The following is a 23,381-nucleotide window of genomic DNA, read 5'->3' as shown; positions in this document are numbered from 1 at the left end:
GTCCCGTCCGGTGGCCGTGGCCGTCCGGCTCAGTGGTCGCGGTACACCGCCTGCACGGCCATCCGCCGCAGCCCCTCGGCCCAGTCGGCCCGTACCGTCCCGCGCAGCGCGTCCTCCGCCGCCGCCAGCCGGTCGGCGATCACCGACTCCACCCGGTCCCGTACCCCGGTCCGCAGCAGCAGGTCGTGCAGCTCGTCGGGGTCGGTCGCGGACAGGTCGTCACCCACCAGCTCCCGTACCTCCGGCACCGTCTGCAGCGCCAGAGACATCAGCAGCGTCATCTTGTGCTGCTTGAAGTCCAGCCGGGCCGGCTTCCCCGTGGCCGCCGAGGTGCCGAAGGCGTCCAGCAGGTCGTCGCGCAGCTGGAACGCCTCGCCCACCGCGAGCCCGTACGCCTCGAACGGCGCCACCAGCTCGTCCGCACCGGCCAGCCGCGCACCCATGGCCAGCGGCCGGAAGACCGTGTACCGGCCGGACTTGAACAGCGCGATCCAGCTGGACAGTTCCGCGTCCGGGGCGAACTGGGCGGCGGCCCGTACATCCAGGAACTGACCGACCATCAACTCCGTGCACAGCTCGCCCCAGACCGGCCGCACCCGCTCCGGGCAGCCCGCGAGCAGCCGCTCCGCGTACACCAGGGCGAGGTCGCCCGCCAGGACGGCGACGCTCTCGCCGTAGCGGCGGGCCGTCCCGCGCCAGCCCCGCTCGGTGTGCAGCTCGGCATGGGCGACCTGTGCCGTCGAGGCGCCGCGGCGCAGTTCGGACTCGTCCATCACGTCGTCGTGCAGCAGCGCGAAGCTGTGCAGCAGCTCCAGCGCCGCGGCGACGTCCACGATCTCCGCACTGTCCGGGTCGCCACCGGCGGCCAGATAGCCGGCCACGCAGAACGCGGGGCGCAGCCGCTTGCCGCCGCTGCCGACCATGCGCGCGACGCAGTCGACGAGTTCGACGGAATCCGGGTTGCGTGACTTCCACACCCGGCGTTCCTCGTCCAGGAAATTCCGCAGGCGCAGCTCGACGCGGTTCAGCAACTCGTCCCGAGTCGCGATTGTTTCCATGAGTCCGGTGTCCGTGAATTCCTGGCTCACCGGCGGGGCGGTCGACATGTCAGCTCTCCTCGTGCCGCGGCAGCGATCGAACCGGGAACCAAGCGAATGACGCTGCCTCTTGATCTCCAATGGCCCGGCCCATTCTTCCGGCGCGGACGCCGCCGTGAACGGCAGAGGCAGCTCCTCGTCCAGCCACCGTCCAGGTCGGACGAGGCGGCCGCACCTAGTCTCCGACATGGCAAGCGGGCCGATCCAGGTGAATCGAGCACGGCGGCGAAGGTGCGCCCGTCGTCGGTGTCCGCCGCATATACCCGGGTGAATTGACGAGGAGTCATGGAGCGATTTCAGTCTTTTGTCGACGGTGCGCGGAAGTTTCCTCTGACCGGCGCCCAGGCCGGGGTGTGGTTCGCGCAGCAGATGGACCCGGACAGCCCGATATTCCGGGCGGCTGAATACCTGGAAATTCACGGACCGGTCGACCCGCAGCTCTTCGAGCGGGCACTTCGGCGCCTGGTCGACGAGGCCGACGCGCTGCACGTGCGGTTCCTGGAGACCGACGAGGGTCCCCGGCAGACGGTCGGCCCGGCTCCCGAGTGGACCCTGCACGTCGTCGACGTCTCCGCCGCCGGGGACCCCCGGCAGGCGGCCGAGGAGTGGATGAGCCGCGACCTGCGCCGCCGCGTCGACCTCACCCGCTCACCGCTGTTCACCCAGGCCCTGTTCCGGGCCGGCGAGGACAGGTGGTTCTGGTACCACGCCTACCACCACATCCTCCTCGACGGAGTGGGCGCCTCCCTCCTGGTCCGGCGTGCCGCACACCTGTACACGGCCCTGGCCGAGGGCACCGATCCCGGGCCGTCGCCGTTCGCCTCCGTGCGCGTCCTGCTCGACGACGACGCCGCCTACCGCGCGTCCGCCGCGTTCGACGAGGACCGCGCCCACTGGACCGACCGCTTCGCCGACCGGCCCGAACCGGTGGCGCTCTCGGCGCGTCCCCTCAAGCCGTCCGCCGAGTTCGTCCGCCGTACCGCCCTGCTGCCCGAGGACGTCCAGGGCGAACTGACCGCGGCGGCCGAGCGGATCGGCGTCGCCCGCTCCCGCATCGTCATCGCCGCGACCATGGCGTACCTGCACCGCCTGACCGGCCTGACCGACGTCGTCGCCGGTCTGCCGGTCACCGCGCGCACCCACGACGAGGTCCGCAGGGCGCCCGGCATGGTCGCCAACGTGCTGCCGCTGCGGGTGGCCGTCGACTCCGCCACCACCGTCGGCGAACTGCTCGACCGCACCCGGACCGCCCTGCGCGAACTGGTGCCGCGCCAGCGCTACCGCGGCGAGGACCTGCGCCGTGACCTCGGCCTCGGCCACGAGTACCGGCGCTTCTTCGGGCCGCTGCTCAACGTCGTCCCGTTCTCCTACGACATCCGCTTCGGCGGCCACCGTGCGGACGCCCGCAACATGTCGCTGCGCCTCATCGAGGACCTCGCGATCTCGGTGTACGACCGCTCCGACGGCAGCGCGATCCGTGTCGACTTCGACGTCCACCCCGAGCTGTACGACGCCGCGGAACTCGCCGCCCACCAGGAGCGGTACGTCCGCTTCCTGGGCCGCCTGGCCCGCGCCCTGGAGCACCCCGCCACCCCCGTCGGCCGCCTCGGCTTCCTCGACGACGCCGAACGCGCCCTCGTCGTACCCGCCGCCGAGCCGGTCGCCGCCGATCCCACGGCCACCTTCCCCGCCCTGTTCGAGCGGACCGCGGCCCGCTTCCCCGACGCCCCGGCCGTCCGCTTCGGCGACACGGTGCTCGACTACGCCGAACTCAACCGGCGGGCCAACCGGCTGGCCCGGCACCTGACCGCCCGCGGCATCGGCCCCGAGGACCGGGTCGCCCTGCTGCTGCCCCGCTCCGCCGATCTCGTCGTGGCCGTGCTCGGCGTGCTCAAGACGGGTGCCGCGTTCCTGCCGCTCGATCCCGCCTATCCCCGGGCCCGGATCGAGCACGTCCTCGGCGACGCCCGGCCCTCCTGCCTGCTGGCCCACTCCACCACCGCACCGCTCGCCGGCGAGGCCGCCGGGGCCGCGCCGCCGCTCGTGCTGGACGACCCCACGGTGGCGGCCGCCCTGGCCGGGCGGCCGGGCGGCGATCTCACGGACGCCGAGCGCACCGCCCCGCTCACCGTGGACCACCCGGCCTACGTCATCTACACCTCCGGTTCCACCGGCCGGCCCAAGGGCGTCGTGGTCACCCACCGCGGCGTCCCGCACCTCGCCGACACCTTCGTCGGGCAGATGCGGGTACGGCCCGGCAGCCGTGTGCTGCAGTTCGCCTCGCTGGGCTTCGACGCCATGGTCCCGGAGCTGTGCATGGGTCTGCTGGCGGGCGCGTCCTTCGTGCTGGCGCCCGCCGAGCACCTGATGCCGGGCGAGGCGCTGGCCGCTTTCACCCGCGCGGCCGGTGTCACCCACGCGATCCTGCCGCCGTCCTCGCTCGCCGTCATGGACCCCGCCGGTGACCTGCCCGCCGACCTGACCATCCTGGTCGCGGGCGAGGCATGCTCCGGCGACCTCGCCGAGCGCTGGTCGGCCGGGCGGCTCTTCCTCAACGGCTACGGCCCCACCGAGACCACCGTCTGCGCCACCATCAGCGAACCCCTCTCCGGTCCCGGCGAACCCCCGATCGGCCGCGCCGTCACCGGCAGCCGGACCTACGTCCTGGACGCCGCCCTGCAGCCGGTGCCGCCCGGCGTGACCGGCGAACTGTACGTGGCGGGAGCCTCCCTGGCCCGGGGCTACCTCGGCCGGCCGGCGCTCACCGGCGAGCGCTTCGTCGCCGACCCCCACGGCCTGCCCGGAGAGCGGATGTACCGCACCGGCGACCTGGCGCGGCAGCGCCCCGACGGCACCCTGGAGTACGCCGGCCGGGCCGACGAGCAGGTCAAGATCCGCGGCTACCGGGTCGAGCCCGGCGAAGCCGAGGCCGCCCTGCGCGAGCTGGACGCGGTCGCCCAGGCCGCCGTGGCGGTACGCACCGACCGGACCGGCGTGCCCGCCCTGGCCGGTTACGTCGTGCCCGCCGACGGCCGCACCCTCGACCTCGCCGCCCTGCGCGCCGCCCTGGCCGACCGCCTCCCCGGTTACCTGGTGCCCGCCACACTCACGGTCCTCGACGCCATCCCCGTCACCCCCAACGGGAAGACCGACCGCAAGGCCCTGCCCGACCCGGGCGCCGGAACCGGCGGCGCGCCCGCCACGCCGTACGCCCCGCCGCGCACCCCGCGCGAGGAGCGCCTGTGCGCCCTGTTCGCCGAGGCACTCGGCACCCCCCAGGTCGGACTCGACGACGACTTCTTCGCCCTGGGCGGCCACTCCCTGCTCGCCGCCCGCCTCACCCCGCGCATCCGCGCCGAACTCGGTGTCGAGTGCGGAGTCGAGGCCGTCTTCAAGGCGCCCACCGTGCGCCGCCTGGCCGAGCGGCTCACCGACGCCGCGCCCGCCCGTCCCGCGCTGACGCCGGTGGAGCACGACGGAGACCCCGAACTCTCCGCCGCACAGCGCCGGCTGTGGTTCCTGCACCGTCTGGAGGGCCCCAGCAGCGCGTACCACATCCCGCTCGTCCTGACCCTCGACGGCGACCTGGACACCGAGGCGCTCACGGCCGCCCTCACCGACCTCACCGACCGGCACGAGGTGCTGCGGACGGTCTACCCCGACCGTGACGGCACCCCCCGCCAGCACATCACGCCGCCCGGCGACGGGCCCGCCCCGCGGCGCCGGGCCGCGGCCACGGCCGAACTGCCCGCCCTGCTCGCCGAGGAGACCGCCCGCCCCTTCGACCTCGGCACCGAGACGCCGCTGCGGGTCACCCTGTTCACCCTCGCCCCGGGGCAGCACGTCCTGCTGCTCCTGCTGCACCACATCGCCGCCGACGGCGAGTCCGTCGCACCCCTGCTGAACGACCTGCTCACCGCCTACGCGGCCCGTACCCGGGGCCGTACACCCGAGCTCGCCCCGCTCCCGGTGAGCTACGCCGACCACGCCGTCTGGCAGCGGCGCCTGCTCGGCGACGAGGACGCGCCCTCCGAGGCGGCCGTGCGCCAGCTCGCCTACTGGCAGGACCGGCTGGCGGGCCTGCCCGACCACCTCGACCTGCCCTTCGACCGGCTGCCCGCAGCCACCGCGAGCGCGCCCGGGGCCCGCACCCTGACCACGCGTCTGGACGCGGACACCCACGCCCGCCTCGCCGCGCTGTCCCGGTCCGCCGGCGCCACTCCCTTCATGGTGCTCCAGGCCGGTCTGTCCGCCCTGCTCGCCCACCTCGGCGCCGGGGACGACATCGTGCTCGGCGCCCCTGTCGCCGGCCGCGACGACGAGGCGCTCCAGCCGCTCGTCGGCTTCTTCAACAACACGCTGGTGCTGCGCACCGACACCGCCGGCAACCCCTCCTTCACGGAGCTGCTCGCCCGGGTGCGGGAGGGCGACCTCGCGGCCTTCGCCCACCAGGACCTGCCGTTCGAGCGGCTGGTGGAGGCCCTGAACCCGGTGCGGTCCGCCTCCCGGCACCCGCTGTTCCAGGTGATGCTGTCCATGGACGGCGCGCGCCGCCCGCTGCCCGAACTGCCCGGCCTGCGGCTGGGACTCATGGACGTGCCGAACACCACGGCCAAGTTCGACCTGTCCTTCAACGTCCGCGAGGAGCACGCCGCTTCCGGCACCCCCGACGGCATCCTCGTCGCCCTGGAGTACCGCACCGACGCCTTCGAGGCGGGCACCGCCCAGGACCTCCTGGACCGCTTCGCCCGGCTGCTCACCGCCGTCGCGGACGACCCGGAGCTGCGCGTCGGCGACGTACCGCTGCTCACCGACGGAGAACTGCGCCGGGAGCTGGTGGAGTTCAACGCCACGGCGGCCGACGAGTCCCTGACGGACGTGGTGCGCCGGGTGCGCGAGACGGCCGCGCGCCGGCCGGATGCGGTCGCGGTGTCGGACGACGACGGCGAGCTGACGTACGCCGAACTCGTCGACCTGCTGGACCGGATCGCCGCCCGGGTCGGCGCGCTGCCCGCCGGGCCGGAGCCGGTGGTGGCCGTGCTCGCGGAGCGCGGCCGCTGGGCCGTGGCCTCGCTGCTGGGCATCCTCGCCGCGGGCGCCGTGTACCTGCCGCTGGACACCCGCTCACCGGTGGCCCGTTCCGCCGAGTTGGTGGCCGACGCCGGAGTACGGCTGGTGCTCGCCGGACCCGGGCTGACCGGCCTCGCGGCCGGGCTCGGCACGGACACGGTGGCCCTGGACGGCGACCTGACCGCCGGGACGGCCGTCGCCGTCCCGGCCGTCCCGGACCGGCTGGCGTACGTACTGTTCACGTCCGGTTCCACCGGTCGGCCCAAGGGCGCGATGGTGCACCACCGGGGCATGAACAACCACCTGCTGGCCAAGATCGAGGACCTCGCCCTCGACGCCCGCGACGCGGTCGTGCAGAACGCGCCGCTCACCTTCGACGTCTCCGTCTGGCAGATGCTCGCGCCACTGGTGGTCGGTGGCCGGGTGGTGGCCGTCGGCCAGGAACTGGCCGTCGACGCCGTCGGCCTGTTCCGGGCGGCCGGGCGGGACGCGGTGACCGTGCTGGAAGTCGTGCCGTCGCTGCTGCGGGCCGCGCTGGACGCCTGGGACGAGGGCGCCGAGCTGCCCGAACTGCCCGCGCTGAACTGGCTCGTCGTCACCGGCGAGGACCTGCCGGCCGAGCTGTGCCGCCGCTGGTTCGCGCGCTTCTCGGCGGTGCCGGTGGTCAACGCCTACGGCCCCACCGAGTGCTCGGACGACGTCACGCACGCCGTGATCACCGCCGCCTCGGCCGGATCCGAGCGGGTGAGCGCGCCGATCGGGCGGGCCGTGCGCAACACGTCCCTGTACGTGCTGGACGACCGGCTGCGGCCGGTGCCCGCCGGTGTCCCCGGTGACCTGTACGTCGCCGGCACCGGAGTCGGCCGCGGCTACCTGGACGACCCGGCGCGCACCGCCGGCGTGTTCGTGGCGGACCCCTTCGCGGCGGACGGGACCCGGCTGTACCGCACCGGCGACCGCGTACGCCGGCTGCCCGACGGGCAGCTGGAGTTCCTGGGCCGCCGGGACGCGCAGGTGAAGATCCGCGGCCAGCGGGTCGAGCTGGGCGAGATCGAGGCCCGGCTGCGCGAGGTGCCGGGCGTCACCGACGCGGCGGCCACGGTCGTCGACGGCCGGCTGGTGGCCCACCTGGTCGGCGGCGCCGACTCCGAGGCGGTCCGCGAGGCGGTCTCCCGGGTGCTGCCCGAGCACATGGTCCCCACCGCCTGGACGGCGCTCGGGTCGATGCCGCTGACCGCGAACGGCAAGGTGGACCGCAAGGCGCTGCCCGTGCCCGACCTGACCCGAACGGCCGGCCGGGCGCCCGCCACGGCGCAGGAGGAGATCCTGTGCGGGATCTTCGCCGAACTCCTCGGCGTGGAACGGGTCGGCGCCGACGACGACTTCTTCCAGCTCGGCGGCCACTCCCTGCTGGCCACCCGCCTGGTGGCGCGGGTCCGTTCGGCGCTGGACGCGGACGTCTCCGTCGCCACCGTCTTCCGCAACCCCAGCCCCGCGGGCCTCGCGGCCGCGCTCGGCCTGCGCCCGCCGGCGCGCGCGGTCCTCGCCCCGCGGTCCCGCCCCGAGGTGCTGCCGCTCTCGCCCGCCCAGCGCGGCCTGTGGTTCATCAACCGGCTCGACCCCGCCGACGCCTCCTACAACATCCCGCTGGTCGTGAGGCTCACCGGCGCCCTCGACCGGCCTGCCCTGGAAGCGGCCCTGGCCGCCCTGGTGGCCCGGCACGAGACCCTGCGCACCGTCTTCCCGGAGTCCGAGGGCACCCCGCGTCAGGTCGTGCTGCCGGCCGGCCCGGCGCCCCGCCTGGACGTCGTCGACGCCGCCGGCCGGGACGAGACGCCCCTGATCGCGGCCGTCACCGGCCGGGGCTTCGACCTGGCCACCGAACCGCCGCTGCGTGCAGCCCTGCTGGCGCGCGGTCCCGAGGAGCACGTCCTGGTGCTCGTCGTGCACCACATCGCCAGTGACGGCTGGTCGACCGCGCCGCTGCTGAGCGACCTGTCCGCCGCCTACCGCGCCGCGCTCGACGGCCGCACCCCCGACTGGGCCCCGCTGCCCGTCCAGTACGCCGACCACGCGCTGCGCCTGCACGAGCGGCTGGGCGCCGAGGACGACCCCGACAGCGTGCTGTCCCGTCAACTCGCCCACTGGAAGAGCGCCCTGGCGGATCTGCCGGAGGAACTCACGCTGCCCACCGACCGGCCCCGGCCGCGCGAGAGCGGCCGCACCGGCGGCCTCGTCCCCTTCGAGATCGGCGCCGGCACCCACCGGGCCGTCCTGCGCACGGCCCGCGAGCACGGCGTGACGCCGTTCATGGTGCTGCACGCCACGCTCGCCGCCCTGCTCACCCGTGTCGGAGCGGGCGAGGACATCGTCATCGGCGGCTCGGTCTTCGGCCGGGACGACGACACCCTCCGCGACCTCGTCGGCTTCTTCGTCAACTCCCTGGTGCTGCGCACCGACACCTCCGGCGACCCGACGTTCGGCGAACTGCTCACCCGGGTCCGGAGCGCCGATATCGACGCCTTCGACCACCAGGACCTGCCGTTCGAGCGGCTGGTGGAGGCCCTCAACCCGGTGCGCTCGGCCGGCCGGCACCCGCTGTTCCAGACCAAGGTGGTCCTGCAGAACCTCGGGCGCCCGGCGGCCGACCTGCCAGGCCTGACCGCCGAGTTCGTCCAGCAGGACCCCGATCTGGCCAAGTTCGACCTGCTGTTCAGCGTCGCCGAACGGTTCGGCGAGCAGGGCGAGCCGGCCGGGATCACCGCCGCGGCAGGCTATTGCGCCGACCTGTTCGACCAGGCCACCGTCGCGTCCCTGACCACCCGCTTCGTACGGCTCCTGGAGGCGGCCCTGGCCGACCCCGCCCGGCGTCTGACCGAGCTGGAGATCGTCTCCGCCGCCGAGCGGGACGAGGCCCTGCGGCGGCGCAACGACACCGCGGCGGAGGTCTCCCGGCACACCCTCGCGCAGCTCTTCGCCGCGCAGGCGGCCCGCTCGCCCGAGGCGCCCGCCGTGGTCTGCGGCCCGCGGGAACTCACCTACGCCCGGCTCGACCAGGACTCCGACCGGCTGGCCCGGCTGCTGCTGGCCCACGGAGCGGGCGCCGGGTCCGTGGTGGCGCTCGCGGTGCCGCGCTCGGCCGAGGCGGTCGTCGCGATGCTCGCTGCCGGGAAGGCCGGAGCCGCCTACCTGCCGCTCGACCCCGACCAGCCCGGCGACCGCGTCCGGACCCTCCTCGACGACGCCCGTCCGGCACTGCTGCTGACCACCCGGGCCGCCGTGGAGACGGCCCCGCACCTCGCCGAACGGCCCGGCACCACCGTCGTCCTGGACGATCCGGACACCGAGGCGGCCCTCGCCCGGCTGGCCGCAGGCCCGCTCTCCGACGCCGAGCGCGGCGCCCCGCTCACCCCGGACGACGCCGCGTACGTCGTCTACACCTCGGGCTCCACCGGCACCCCCAAGGGCGTCGTGGTGGAGCAGCGCGCGATCGCCGAGTACGCCACGTACTGCGCCGCCCGCTACCCGGGTCTGGCCGGCCGCACCCTGCTGCACTCGCCGCTCTCCTTCGACCTGGGCCTCACCGGCCTGTACGGCACCCTCCTGGCCGGCGGCTGCCTGTACGTCGCCGACCTGGACGAACGGCTGCGGGTGCCGGGCGGTCTCACCTTCGCCAAGGTGACGCCCAGTCACCTGCCGATGCTGCTGGAGCTGCCCGAGGCCTGCTCGCCCACCGCCCAGCTCGTCATCGGCGGCGAGGCGCTGCACGCCGAGCAGCTCGCCGCCTGGCGCGAGCGCCACCCCGGCGTCGAGGTCGTCAACCACTACGGCCCCACCGAGACCACGGTCGGCTGCCTGGACCACTGCGTCCCCGCGGGCAGCGCGCTCCCGGCCGGACCGGTGCCGCTCGGCCGGCCCATGACCAACACCCGGGTCTACGTCCTCGACGCCCGGCTCAACCCGGTGCCGGACGGTGTCACCGGTGACCTGTACGTGGCGGGCACCGGCGTGGCCCGCGGCTACCTCCACCGCCCCGCACTGACCGGCGAGCGGTTCGTGGCCGACCCGTTCGGCCCCGCCGGGTCCCGGATGTACCGCACCGGCGACCGGGTCCGCTGGAGCCGCGACGGACTCCTGACCTACGTCGGCCGTGCCGACCATCAGGTCAAGGTGCGCGGCTACCGCATCGAACCGGGCGAGGTGGAGGCGCGCCTGCTCACCGCGTCCGGGGTGACCCAGGCCGTCTGCCTGGTCCGTGAGGACCAGCCGGGTGACCGGCGGCTCGTCGCCTACGTCGCCGCCGAGGCCGGCCCCGGCGTCGCCGAGGGGCTGCGGTCCCACGCGGCCGCGGCGCTGCCCGCGTACCTGGTGCCGTCCGCCGTGGTCGTCCTCGACCGGCTGCCCCTGACGGCCAACGGCAAGGTCGACCGCACCGCGCTGCCCGACCCCGCCGCCCCGTCCGGCCCCGTCGCACGGGCGCCGCGCACCCCGGAGGAGGAGATCCTCTGCGGTCTGTTCGCCGACATCCTGGGCACCGGACCGGTCGGCATCGACGACGACTTCTTCGCCCTGGGCGGCCACTCGCTGCTCGCGATGCGCCTGCTCAGCCGTATCGCCACCACCCTGGGCGCCCGGATCGGCATCAAGGCGCTGTTCGACGACCCCACCGTCGCCGGCATCGCCGCCCGCCTGGGCTCGGCCAAGGACACCCGGCCGCCGCTGGTGCCCGCCGAGCGCACCGAGCGCGTCGCCCTGTCCTACGCCCAGCGCCGCCTGTGGTTCCTCAACCGCCTGGAGGGCGCCGACGACGCCACCTACAACGTCCCGCTGGTGCTGCGCATCGGCGGCGGCCTGGACCGGGCCGCGCTGCGGGAGGCGCTGCGCGACGTCGTCACCCGGCACGAGAGCCTGCGCACGGTCTTCCCCGAGCGGGACGGTGTGCCCTGGCAGCGGGTCCTCGGACCGGTCGAGGGCGCGCCCGTGCTGGAGGAGACCGAGACCGGGCCCGAGGGCCCGGCCGAGGCGATCCGCGAGACCGTCACCCGAGGCTTCGACCTGGTCTGCGAACCCCCGCTGCGGGCCCGGCTGCTGACCGGCGCCGGCGAGTCCGACGAAGCCGTTCTCGTGCTGGCCGTGCACCACATCGCCACCGACGGCTGGTCGATCGCCCCGCTCCTGCACGACCTCGGCCGTGCCTACACCGCCCGGGTCCGCGGCGCCGCGCCCGACTGGCGTCCGCTGCCGGTGCAGTACGCCGACTACTCGGTGTGGCAGCAGGAGGTCATGGGAGACCCGCAGGACCCGGACAGTCCGCTGGCCCGGCAGCTGGCGTACTGGACCGAGGCCCTGGCCGGGCTGCCGGAGGAGCTGGACCTGCCCGCCGACCGGCCCCGCCCGGAGGCCGCCGGCTACCACGGCGCGAACGTGCCCCTCGCCCTGGACGCCGCGGCGCACACCGCGCTCGCGGAGCTGGCAGGCAAGAGCGGGGTCAGCGTCTTCATGGTGCTCCAGGCCGCCCTGGCCACGCTGCTGACCCGGCTCGGCGCCGGCACCGACATCCCGCTCGGCACCCCGATCGCGGGCCGCACCGACGACGCCCTGGACGACCTGGTCGGCTTCTTCGTCAACACCCTGGTGCTGCGCACCGACACCTCCGGCGACCCGACCTTCCGGGAACTGCTGGCCCGGGTCCGGGAGACCGACCTGGCCGCCTACACCCACCAGGACCTGCCGTTCGAGCGCCTGGTGGAGGAGATCAACCCGGTGCGCTCGCTGGCCCGGCACCCGCTGTTCCAGGTGATGCTGGTGCTGCACAACGCGATCAGTGACCGGCCGCACGCCGAACTGGGCGGCCTGCCGGTGCGGGTGGAGGCCACCGAGGCCCCCGTGGCCAAGTTCGACCTCTCCTTCAGCCTGTGGGAGCGGCACACCGACGAGGGCCGGCCCGACGGCATCGCAGGGCAGATCGAGTACGCCACCGACCTCTTCGACGCCGCCACCGCCGAGGCGTTCGCGGCCCGGCTGACCCGGCTGCTCACCGCCGCCGTCGCCGAGCCCGACCGCGGCATCGGCGACCTGCCGGTGCTGGCCGAGGACGAGCTGCACACGCTGCTCACCGACCGCAACGACACCTCCGTGGCCCGCCCCGATGCCGCCCTGCCCGAGCTGTTCGCGGAGCGGGCCGCCCGGGCGCCCGATGCCCCGGCCGTGCAGAGCGCGGAGCTGACCCTCACCTACGCCCAGCTCGACGCCCGCGCCGAGGCCCTCGCCGACGCGCTGGCCGAGCGGGGTGTGGGCACCGAGGACCGGGTGGCGCTGCTCCTCGGCGGGCGCGTCGACCACGTCGTGGCCGCTTTGGCGGTGGCGAAGGCGGGTGCGGTGTACGTACCCCTGGACGGGCGCAGCCCCGAGGCCCGCCTGCGGCACATCCTGGCGGACACCGCCGCCGTGGCCGTCGTCACCGACCGTGCCACCGCACCTCTCGTCCCGAAGGGCGCGGCCCCGCTGGTCCTGGTCGACGACCCCTCGCTCCGGTCCCGGCCGGAGGCCACCCGTCCGCGGCCCGCCGTCCGCCCCGACGCGCTCGCCTACATCATGTACACGTCCGGCTCGACCGGAGCGCCCAAGGGCGTCGCGGTCACCCACCGCGGGGTCGCCGGACTGGCCCGCGACCGCTACTGGGGCCACGGCCCCGAGGACCGCGTCCTGTTCCACTCGCCGACCACCTTCGACGCCTCGACGTACGAACTGTGGGGCCCGCTCCTGAGCGGCGGCCGGATCGTCGTCTGCGACGCGGAGGCCACCGACATCGCGGCCCTAGCCCGCACCATGACCGACCACCGGGTCACCGTCGGCCTGTTCAGCGAAGGCCTGTTCCGGCTGCTCGCCGAGCACCACGCGGACAGCTTCCGGCACCTGCGCGACATCTGCGTCGGCGGCGACACCCCGGCCGCGACGAGCGTCCGCCAGGTCCTCGCCCACGCCCCGGCCGCCCGCATCACCAACAGCTACGGCCCCACCGAGTCCACGCTGTGCGTGGTCCACCACACCCTCACCCCGCGGGACCTGGAGCGCGGCGCGGTCCCCATCGGCCGCCCGCTGGACAACACCCGCGTCTACGTCCTCGACGACCGCCTGCGTCCCGTACCGGACGGCGTCGTCGGCGAACTCCACGTCGCCGGAGAGGGCCTGGCCCGGGGCTACGCGGGCCGCGCGGCCCTGACCGCCGAGCGGTTCGTCGCCGACCCCTACGGTCCGGCCGGCTCCCGGATGTACCGCACCGGCGACCGGGTCCGCTGGAACGCCGACGGCGCACTGGAGTTCGTCGGCCGCGGCGACGACCAGGTCAAGGTGCGCGGCTTCCGTATCGAACCCCGCGAGGTGGAGAACGCGGTCGCCTCCTTCCCCGGCACCGCCCACACCTTCGTGACCGTCCGCGAGGACCGGCCCGGCGACCGGCGTCTTGTCGCCTACGTCGTACCGGCCGACCTGGACGTCACGGCGATGCGCCGGCATGCGGCCGGGCTGCTGCCCGACTACATGGTCCCCGACGCCTTCGTCACGCTGGACGCCCTGCCGCTCAACGCCAACGGCAAGCTCGACCGCGCGGCCCTGCCCGCACCGGAGCGCTCCGCCACCGGCGGCCGGGCACCGGGCGACGCCCGCGAGCGGCTGCTGTGCACGCTCTTCGCCGACCTGCTCGGCGTCGCCGACGTCACCGCCGACGACAACTTCTTCGCCCTCGGCGGCGACAGCATCGTCTCGATCCAGCTGGTCAGCCGCGCCCGCCAAGCGGGCCTGGCCCTCACCCCCCGGGACGTCTTCCAGCACCAGACGGTCGCCGCCCTCGCCCGGGCGGCCGCCGAAGCAGGCGACCAGGCGGTCGACGACGACGGCACCGGACAGGTGCCGGCCACCCCGATCATGGAGTGGCTGCGCGAACTCGGCGGCCCGGTCGAGGGCTTCAACCAGTCCGTGCTGCTCCGGGTCCCGGCGGGCCTGACCGAGCACACCCTGACCGAGGCGGTCCAGGCGCTGCTGGAACGGCACGACGCCCTGCGCGGACGCCTCGATCGCGCCGAACCCGGCCCCTGGCGGCTGGAGATCCCCGCCGCCGAGACCGCCGACGCCACCCGCCACGTCCGCCGCGTCGACGTCGCGGACGTACCGGAGACGGACCTCGAGCCACTGCTGACCCGCGAGGCCGAGGAGACCCGCCGTTCGCTCGACCCCGACAAGGGCGACATGCTGCGCGCCGTCTGGTTCGACGCCGGCGCCGACCGTCCCGGACGCCTGCTGCTGATGGCCCATCACCTGGTCGTCGACGGAGTGTCCTGGCGCATCCTGGCCCCCGACCTGATGGACGCGTGGCTCGACGGCGACCGCGAGCTCGCGCCGGTGGGCACCTCGCTGCGCACCTGGGCGCACCGGCTCGCCGAACGGGCCGTCTCCCCGGCGGCCGAGGACCAACTCGCCCTGTGGGAAGGCCTCACGGCCGCCCCCGACCCGAGGCTGACCGCCCGGCCGCTGGATCCGGCCGAGCACACCAAGGGCACCGCCCGCCACCACACCGCCGAGCTGCCGCCCGAGCGGACCGAGGCCTTGCTCACGACCGGAGCCGAGGAGTCCCTGCTCACCGGGTTCGCGCTGGCCCTCGCCGAGTGGCGGCGGCGGCGCGGCACCGGCGGCGGCAGCCCCGTTCTGATCCACCGCGAGGGCCACGGCCGTGACGGCGACGACACCGCCGACCTGTCGCGCACGGTCGGCTGGTTCACCGCCATGCACCCGCTGCGCCTCGACCCCGGCATCCGCTGGCACGAGACGGCGGACCCCGACTCCCTCGCCGGGGCGCTGACCCGGGTCGCGGAGCAGTTGCGGGCCCTGCCCGACAAGGGCACCGGCCACGGCCTGCTGCGCCACCTCAACCCGAGGACCGCACCGCTGCTCGCCGCCGGGCACAGCCCGCAGATCGCCTTCAACTACCTGGGCCGGGTCCGCACCGGCGGCGACGGCCCCACCACCTGGGGCGCGGCACCCGAGCGGGTGACCGTGGCGCCCACCGACCCCGGCATGCCGTTCGCGCACGCCCTGGAACTGAACGCGATCGTCCACGACGGCCCCGACGGCCCGCGGCTGAAGGCCACCTGGTCCTGGCCCGGCGCGCTGTTCGACGAGCCGGAGATCGCGGCCCTGACCAACCTGTGGTGGGAGGCGCTGGACGCGCTGACCGGGGCGACACCCGGCCCGGACGCCGACCCCGCCACCCCTGCCGATCTCTCCCTGGTGGACCTCCTCCAGGACGAGATCGACGAGCTCGAGTCCGACTGGAGGCAGTGAAGTGACGACACAGAACACCGGCAGGGGGCGCGGCCCGTCCGGCATCGAGGACGTGCTGCCGCTGTCGCCGCTCCAGGAAGGATTCCTCTTCCACTCCCTGTACGACGACGGCGCGGGCCAGGACGCCTACACCGTCCAGCTGTTCGTCGACCTGGCGGGCCCGCTGGACCCCGCCCGGCTGCGCGAGGCCGTCACCGCGGTGCTGCGCCGGCACCCCAACCTGCGGGCCGGTTTCCGGGCGGTGCGCTCCGGCAAGCCCGTGCAGTTCGTGCCGCGCCAGGTCGATCTGCCCTGGCGGGAGGAGGACCTCGGCGGTCTGCCGGCGCAGGAGGCGGACAGCGCGCTGGCCCGGCTCTGCGACGCGGAGCGCGCCGAGCGGTTCGACCTCGCCGCACCGCCCCTGCTGCGCTGCCTGCTCGTCCGCCGCGCCGACGACCTGCACCGCCTCGTCCTGACCAACCATCACATCCTGATGGACGGCTGGTCCGTCCCCGTCCTGCTGCGCGAGGTCTTCACCGCCTACGACCGCGGCGCCGAGGCCCTCGCCCCCGCCACGCCCTACCGGCGGTACCTGGAGTGGCTCGGCCGCCGTGACCGGCAGACCGACGAACGGGCCTGGCGCGCCGCCCTGGACGGCCTGAACGGGCCCACCCGGTTGTGCCCCGGCGCCCTGTCCGCCGCCGAACCCCGGCTGCCGGAACGCGTCGAGACCTCCCTGCCCGCGGAGTTCCGCACGGGCCTGGCCCGCCTCACCGCCGAGCACGCCGTCACGCTCAACACCGTCGTCCAGACCGCCTGGGGCGCCCTCCTCGGCCGGCTGACGGGCCGGGACGACGTCGTCTTCGGTACGACGGTCTCCGGCCGCCCGGCCGAGATCCCGGGCGTCGAGACCATGATCGGCCTGTTCATCAACACCGTTCCGGTGCGCGTCCGCCTCGACGCCGCCGAGACCTGGGCCGAGGCCCTGACCCGGGTGCAGGACGAACAGTCCGCCCTGGGCGCCCACCAGCACCTGGGCCTGTCCGCCATCCAGTCGCTGAGCGGCACCGGCGACCTCTTCGACACCGCCGTCCTGGTGGAGAACTACCCGGTCGACGCGGCCGCTTCGGCCCCCCTCGACTCCGGGCTCCGCCTGGTCGGCGCCAAGGGCCGCGACGCCACCCACTACCCGCTCACCCTCGTCGTCTCCCAGCGCGGCGACGACCTCCACGTCCGCCTCGACCACCGGCCCGACCTCGTCGACCGCCCGGCGGCCGAGGCCCTGCTGGACCGTTTCGTCCGGATGCTGCGGGCCGCCGTCCTGAGCACGGACAGCCGCGTCGCGGCCGCCGACGTCCTCTCGGCCGAGGAGCGTGGGCTGCTGCTGGGGGAGTGGAATGCGGCGGCTGAGGTGTTGCCGGCGGGGTTGCTTCCTGAGCAGTTCGTTCGGCGGGTGGCTGTGTCTGCGGATGTGGTGGCCGTGTGTTGTGGTGGGGATTCCGTCACTTATGCGGGGTTGGATGCCCGGGTTGATGCGCTGGCTGCGGAGTTGCTGCGGCGTGGGGTGGGCCGGGGTTCGGTGGTGGCTCTGGTGTTGCCGCGTTCGGTGGATGCGGTGGCGGCGATGCTTGCTGTCGGGCGGGTGGGTGCTGCCTTCCTTCCGGTGGATGCGGGTTTCCCGGCGGAGCGTGTGGCGTTCGTGCTGGGGGATGCGGCGCCTGCTGTGGTGCTGGCGTCGCGGGAGACGGCGTCCGTGGTGCCCGGCGCGGTGCTCGTGGAAGAGGTGCCCCCGGCCGAGCGGCCGGTGACGGCAGCGGAGGTGACGGCCGGCGATGCGGCGTATGTGCTCTACACATCGGGTTCGACAGGACGCCCGAAGGGTGTGGTGGTCCCGCACGGCGCACTGCGCAACTTCCTGGGGACGATGGCGTCGCACGTCGCGCTGTCACCGGGGGACCGCTGGCTGGCGGTGACGACCTTCGGGTTCGACATCGCGCTGCTGGAGGTGTTCCTGCCGCTGGTCTCCGGCGCGACGGTGGTGCTGGCCTCGGGCGACGACGTACGCGACCCGGTCGTCCTCGGCGAACTGGTCCGCGCCGAGGGCGTGTCGGTGATGCAGGCGACGCCGAGCCTGTGGCGGGCGCTGCTGGAGCAGGCGCCGCGGGCGGTCGACGGCCTGCGGGTCCTGGTCGGTGGTGAGGCCCTGGACGCCTCCCTGGCCGGGCAGTTGGCCACGGGCGCGGCCTCCGTGCGCAATCTGTACGGCCCGACGGAGACGACGATCTGGTCGACGTCGGCTCCGGTCATCGGGGCGGAGGTGTCGATCGGGGGTCCGTTGGCCAACCAGCGGGTGTACGTCCTCGATGGTGCCCTGCGGCTCGTTCCGCCGGGTGTGGCGGGGGAGTTGTACATCGCCGGTGACGGTGTGGCGCGTGGTTACCTGGGCCGTGCGGGGCTGACGGCGGGCCGGTTCGTGGCCGATCCGTTCGGTCCGGCGGGCTCGCGCATGTACCGCACGGGTGACGTGGTCCAGTGGGCGCCGGACGGCCGGCTGGTGTTCGTGGGCCGGGCGGACGACCAGGTCAAGATCCGCGGCCACCGCATCGAACTCGGCGAGGTGGAGCAGGCGCTGGCCGGTGCCGACGGGGTGACCCGCGCGGTGGCGATGGTCCGGGAGGACACGCCCGGCGACAAGCGGCTGGTCGGATACGTGGTGCCCGCCGAGGCGGACGTCACGGCGGTGCGCCGCCATGCGGCCGGGCTGCTGCCGGAGTACATGGTCCCCTCGGCGATCGTGGCGCTGGACGCCGTACCGCTGACCCCGAACGGCAAGACCGACCGCAAGGCGCTGCCCGCCCCCGACCTGGGCGCACGGCAGGGGCGCGAGGCACGGACCGCGCAGGAGGACATCCTGTGCGGGCTGTTCGCCGAGACCCTCGGCCTGGAACGGGTCGGTATCGACGACGGGTTCTTCGAGCTGGGCGGTCACTCGCTGCTGGCGACCCGCCTGGTCTCGCGGATCCGCACGGTCCTCGGCGCGGAGGTGCCGGTCCGGGCGCTGTTCGAGGCGCCGACGGTGGCCGGTCTGGCCCGGTACGTCGACACGGCAGCGGCCGCCCGTCCCGCGCTGGTGCGCAGGGAACGCCCCGAGACCCTGCCGCTGTCCTTCGCCCAGCACCGCCTGTGGTTCGTCAACCGGATGGACCCGGAGGCCTCCCACTACAACATGGCCATGGCGCTGCGGCTGCGCGGCGCACTCGACTTGGACGCGCTGCGGGCGGCCCTCGCCGACGTGCTGGAGCGCCACGAGTCCCTGCGCACCGTCTTCCCCGAGCGCGACGGACAGCCGTACCAGCACATACTCGGCCCCGCCGAGGCGGCCGCCCAGGTGCTGCGCACCGGCACCACCGGCGCGGACGACCTGGCCCGGGACGTCGCGGCGGCCACCCGGGAGGGCTTTGTGCTCTCGGCCCGGATCCCGCTGCGGGCCACCCTGCTCGCCGTGGGTCCGGACGACCACGTGCTGGTGCTGGTGCTGCACCACATCGCCGGTGACGCCTGGTCGATGCGCCCCCTGGTCCGCGATCTCACCGAGGCCTACTCCGCCCGCCGCTCCGGCGCCGCCCCGCGCTGGACCCCGCTGCCCGTCCAGTACGGCGACTACGCCCTGTGGCAGCGAGAGCTGTTCGGCGCCGAGGACGACCCCGAGAGCCTGTCCGCACAGCAGCTGTCCTACTGGAAGCGGCAGTTGGCGGGGCTTCCGGAGGAGCTGCCGCTGCCGGCGGACCGGCCCCGCCCGGCCCTCGCCACCCACCGCGGCGACCAGGTGCCCTTCGAACTCGATGCCCAGCTCCACCGCAGGCTGCTGGTCCTGGCCCGGCAGAGCGGCGTCAGCCTCTTCATGGTGTTCCAGGCCGCGCTCGCCGCACTGCTGACCCGGCTCGGCGCCGGCACCGACATCCCGCTCGGCACCCCGGTCGCGGGCCGCACCGACGACGCCTCCGACGACCTCGTCGGCGTCTTCATCAACGAACTGGTGCTGCGCACCGACACCTCCGGCGCCCCCGCCTTCCGGGAGCTGCTGGCCCGGGTCCGGGAGACCGGCCTGGCCGCCTACGCCCACCAGGAGCTGCCGTTCGAGCGGATCGTGGAGGAGCTGAACCCCGAGCGGTCCCTCGCCCGCCACCCGCTGTTCCAGGTGTCCCTGTCGCTGCAGAACGCCGCGCCGCCCGTGCCCGCCTTCCCGGACCTGACCGCCGAGGTCGTACGGCGCGACGACGACACGGCCCGCTTCGACCTGGCCCTGCGGCTCGGCGAGACACAGGCCGCGGACGGCACCCCCGGCGGGGTGCGCGCCCAGGCCCTGTTCGCGACCGACCTGTACGACCGGGCGACCGTCGAGCGTCTCGTCGCCCGGTTCGTCCGGCTGCTGGGCGCTGCCGTCGCCGAGCCCGACCGCTCGATCGGCGACCTGGAGATCCTCGCCGCCGAGGAACACGCCGACCTCCTGCACGGCCGCAACGACACCGCGCACGCCCTCCCCGGGAGCACGCTGCCGCCCCTGTTCGCCCGGCAGGCCGCCCGCACCCCGGAGGCCCCGGCGGTCGCGGACAGCACCGAGGTGCTCACCTACGCCCAGCTGGACGCCCGCAGCAACCGGCTGGCCCGGCTGCTCACCAGCCGCGGCATCGGCCCGGAGGGCCTGGTCGCGCTCGCGCTGCCCCGCTCCGTCACCGCGGTCGTCGCCATGCTCGCGGTCGGCAAGACGGGCGCGGCCTACCTCCCGCTCGACACCGAACAGCCCGGCGGCCGGCTCGACTTCATCCGCGAGGACGCGGCCGCCGCCGTCCTGCTGACCACCGAGGACACCCTGGCCGGCGCGCCGGGCCTGGCCGACGGACCCGAACGGCTCCTCGTCCTGGACGCCGAGGAGACCCGCGCGGCACTGCGCCGCATGTCCTCCGAGGCGCCGGACCCGCTCGGCCCGCCCTCGCCCGACCAGGCGGCCTACGTCATCTACACCTCCGGCTCCACAGGCGCCCCCAAGGGTGTCGTCGTCCCGCAGCGAGCCCTCACCGACTACGCGGCCCGCGCCGCCCGGACCTACCCCGGCCTGGCCGGACGCACCCTGCTGCACTCGTCGCTCTCCTTCGACCTGGGCCTGACCACCCTGTACGGCACGCTGCTGGCCGGCGGCTGCCTGCACGTCGGTGACCTGGACGAACGGCTCGACGTGCCCGGCGGACTGACCTTCCTGAAGGTCACGCCGAGCCATCTGCCGCTGCTGGAGCTGATGCCGGACGTCCTCGCCCCGCACGCCGAGCTGATGACCGGCGGCGAGGCCCTGCGCGGCGAGCAGCTCACCGGCCGCCGGGCCGGCCGCCCCGGCCTGGCACTGATCAACCACTACGGCCCGACCGAGACCACCGTCGGCTGCCTCGACCACCGCCTCCCGCAGGACGGACCCGTCCCGCACGGGCCGGTGCCCCTGGGCCGTCCGATGTGGAACACGCGCGCCTACGTCCTGGACGCGCGGCTGCGCCCGGTCCCCGACGGCACCGTCGGCGAGCTGTACGTCGCCGGGCACGGCCTGGCCCGGGGCTACGCCAACCGGCCCGCCCTGACCGCCGAGCGGTTCGTCGCCGACCCGCACGGCCCGGCCGGCTCCCGGATGTACCGCACCGGCGACCGGGTCCGCTGGAACGCCGACGGCGCACTGGAGTTCGTCGGCCGTGCCGACGACCAGGTCAAGATCCGCGGCCACCGCGTCGAACTCGGCGAGGTCGAGGCGGCCCTGCTGCGGGTGCCCGGTGTGGCGTCCGCCGCCGCGGCCCTGCGCGAGGACCGGCCCGGAGACCTGCGCCTGGCCGCCTATGTCGTCCCGCGCGACCCCGCGGGTGACGGGCCGGGAGCCGAGGTCGACGCCGAGTCGGTGCACGCACACCTCGCCGGGAGCCTCGCCCCCTACCTGCTTCCCAATGACGTCGTCGTCCTCGACGCGCTGCCGCTGACCGCCAACGGCAAGACCGACCGGGCCGCGCTGCCCGTCCCGGACGACTCGCACGTCCCGGCCGGCCGCGCGCCGCGCACCCCCGAGGAGGAGGTGCTGTGCGCGCTGTTCGCCGAGATCCTGGGCATCGGCCGGGCCGGAGCGGACGACAACTTCTTCCACCTGGGCGGGCATTCGCTGCTGGCCACCCGTCTCGTCAACCGGGTGCGGTCCGTCCTCGGCGTCGAACTCCCACTGCGCGCCCTCTTCGAGCGGCCCACCCCGGCCGGCCTCGCGAGCCTGCTGCGCGACGCCGAGCACGCCCGTCCCGCGCTCGCGCCGATGCCGCGCCCCGAGCACGTCCCGGTGTCGTACGCCCAGCGCAGGCTGTGGTTCCTCAACCGGATGGACCCGGACAGCCCGCTCTACAACGTGCCCGCCGTGCTGCGGCTGCGGGGGCGACTGGACCGCGCCGCGCTGCGCGACGCGGTGCGTGACGTGGCCGTCCGGCACGAGACGCTGCGTACGGTGTTCCCCGCCGTGGACGGCGAGCCCGTGCAGTGCGTGCTCGACGGCACGGACCATCTCGGCCTGCCCGTCCGGACGGCGGCCGAGGGAGACGCACCGGAGCTGCTCGCCGAACTGACCGGCCGGGGCTTCGACCTGACCACCGAACCGCCGCTGCGCGCGACGCTCGTCGAACTGGGCGCGGAGGAGCACCTCCTGGTGCTGGTGATGCATCACATCGCCAGTGACGCCTGGTCGTGGCGGCCCTTCGCCACCGATCTGGGCACCGCGTACACGGCCCGCACCACCGGCTCCGCTCCCGGCTGGAAGCCGCTGCCGGTCAGCTACGCGGACTACGCGCTGTGGCAGCGGGACGTCCTCGGCGACGAGGGAGTCGAAGAAGGCGAAGGTGCCGAAGGAGTCGAAGAAGGCGAAGGTGCCGAAGGCGGGGCAGAGCCGGGGGAGATCGCCCGCCAGCTGGCCTTCTGGCGCGACACCCTGGACGGACTCCCCGAGGAGACCCCCCTTCCGTTCGACCGGCACCGCACGGCGGGCGGGCCGCACCCGGCCGACGACGTCCGCTTCACCCTGGACGCGGAGCTGCACGGACGGCTGGCCGCCCTCGCCAGGGTGCACGGCGTCAGCCTCTTCATGGTGCTCCAGGCCGGTGTCGCCGCGCTGCTCACCCGGCTCGGCGCCGGCACCGACGTCCCGCTCGGCACCCCGGTGGCCGGCCGCACCGACGAAGCCCTGGACGACCTCGTCGGGTTCTTCGTCAACACGCTGGTGCTGCGCACCGACACGAGCGGCAACCCGGCCTTCGCGGAACTGCTGGACCGGGTCCGGCAGACCGATCTCGCGGCCTACGCCCACCAGGACCTGCCGTTCGAACGGCTGGTCGAGGAGTTGAACCCGGAGCGTTCCCTCGCCCGGCACCCGCTCTTCCAGGTCATGCTCACCCTGGAGCACGCGTCCGGCACCGCGCTGGACCTGCCGGACCTGACCGCGACGGTGGAGCGCGGCACCGCCAAGTGGGCCCGCTACGACCTGTCGTTCGGCCTCGGCGAACGTCACACCGAGGACGGGACCCCGGCCGGGGTCGACGGCGTCCTCGAGTACTCCACCGCCCTCTTCGACCCGGCCACCGCCCACTCCCTCACGGACCGTCTGGTACGGCTGCTGCACCAGGCGGCGACCGATCCCACGGCCCGCGTCGACGACCTCGACGTCCTCTCGGTCGAGGAGCGTGGGCTGCTGCTGGGGGAGTGGAACGCGACGGCTGAGGTGTTGCCGGCGGCGTTGCTTCCCGAGCAGTTCGTTCGGCGGGTGGCTGTGTCTGCGGATGTGGTGGCCGTGTGTTGTGGTGGGGATTCCGTCACTTATGCGGGGTTGGATGCCCGGGT

The 23,381-nt window shown here is 74.7% G+C and carries 3 protein-coding genes; 2 read left to right on the top strand and 1 reads right to left on the bottom strand.

From position 1 onward, the window contains the following. Nucleotides 1-29 precede the first annotated feature (29 nt). Nucleotides 30-1,106 carry a polyprenyl synthetase family protein gene (locus AC07DS_RS41860; protein WP_479153983.1) on the bottom strand — a complete coding sequence of 359 codons (1,077 nt, stop codon included), beginning with the start codon at nucleotides 1,104-1,106 and terminating at the stop codon, nucleotides 30-32. 276 nt (nucleotides 1,107-1,382) lie between these two features. Between AC07DS_RS41860 and AC07DS_RS41855 the strand changes: the two genes are divergently transcribed. After that, nucleotides 1,383-15,503 carry an amino acid adenylation domain-containing protein gene (locus tag AC07DS_RS41855; protein WP_479153982.1) on the top strand — a complete coding sequence of 4,707 codons (14,121 nt, stop codon included), beginning with the start codon at nucleotides 1,383-1,385 and terminating at the stop codon, nucleotides 15,501-15,503. A 1-nt stretch (nucleotide 15,504) separates the two neighbouring features. Then, the coding region (locus AC07DS_RS41850) for an amino acid adenylation domain-containing protein (protein WP_479153981.1) at nucleotides 15,505-23,381 on the top strand (7,877 nt) is incomplete at its 3' end.

This window comes from Streptomyces sp. NPDC044064 (assembly GCF_056434245.1).
This window is presented reverse-complemented; position numbering and strand designations above follow the sequence as displayed.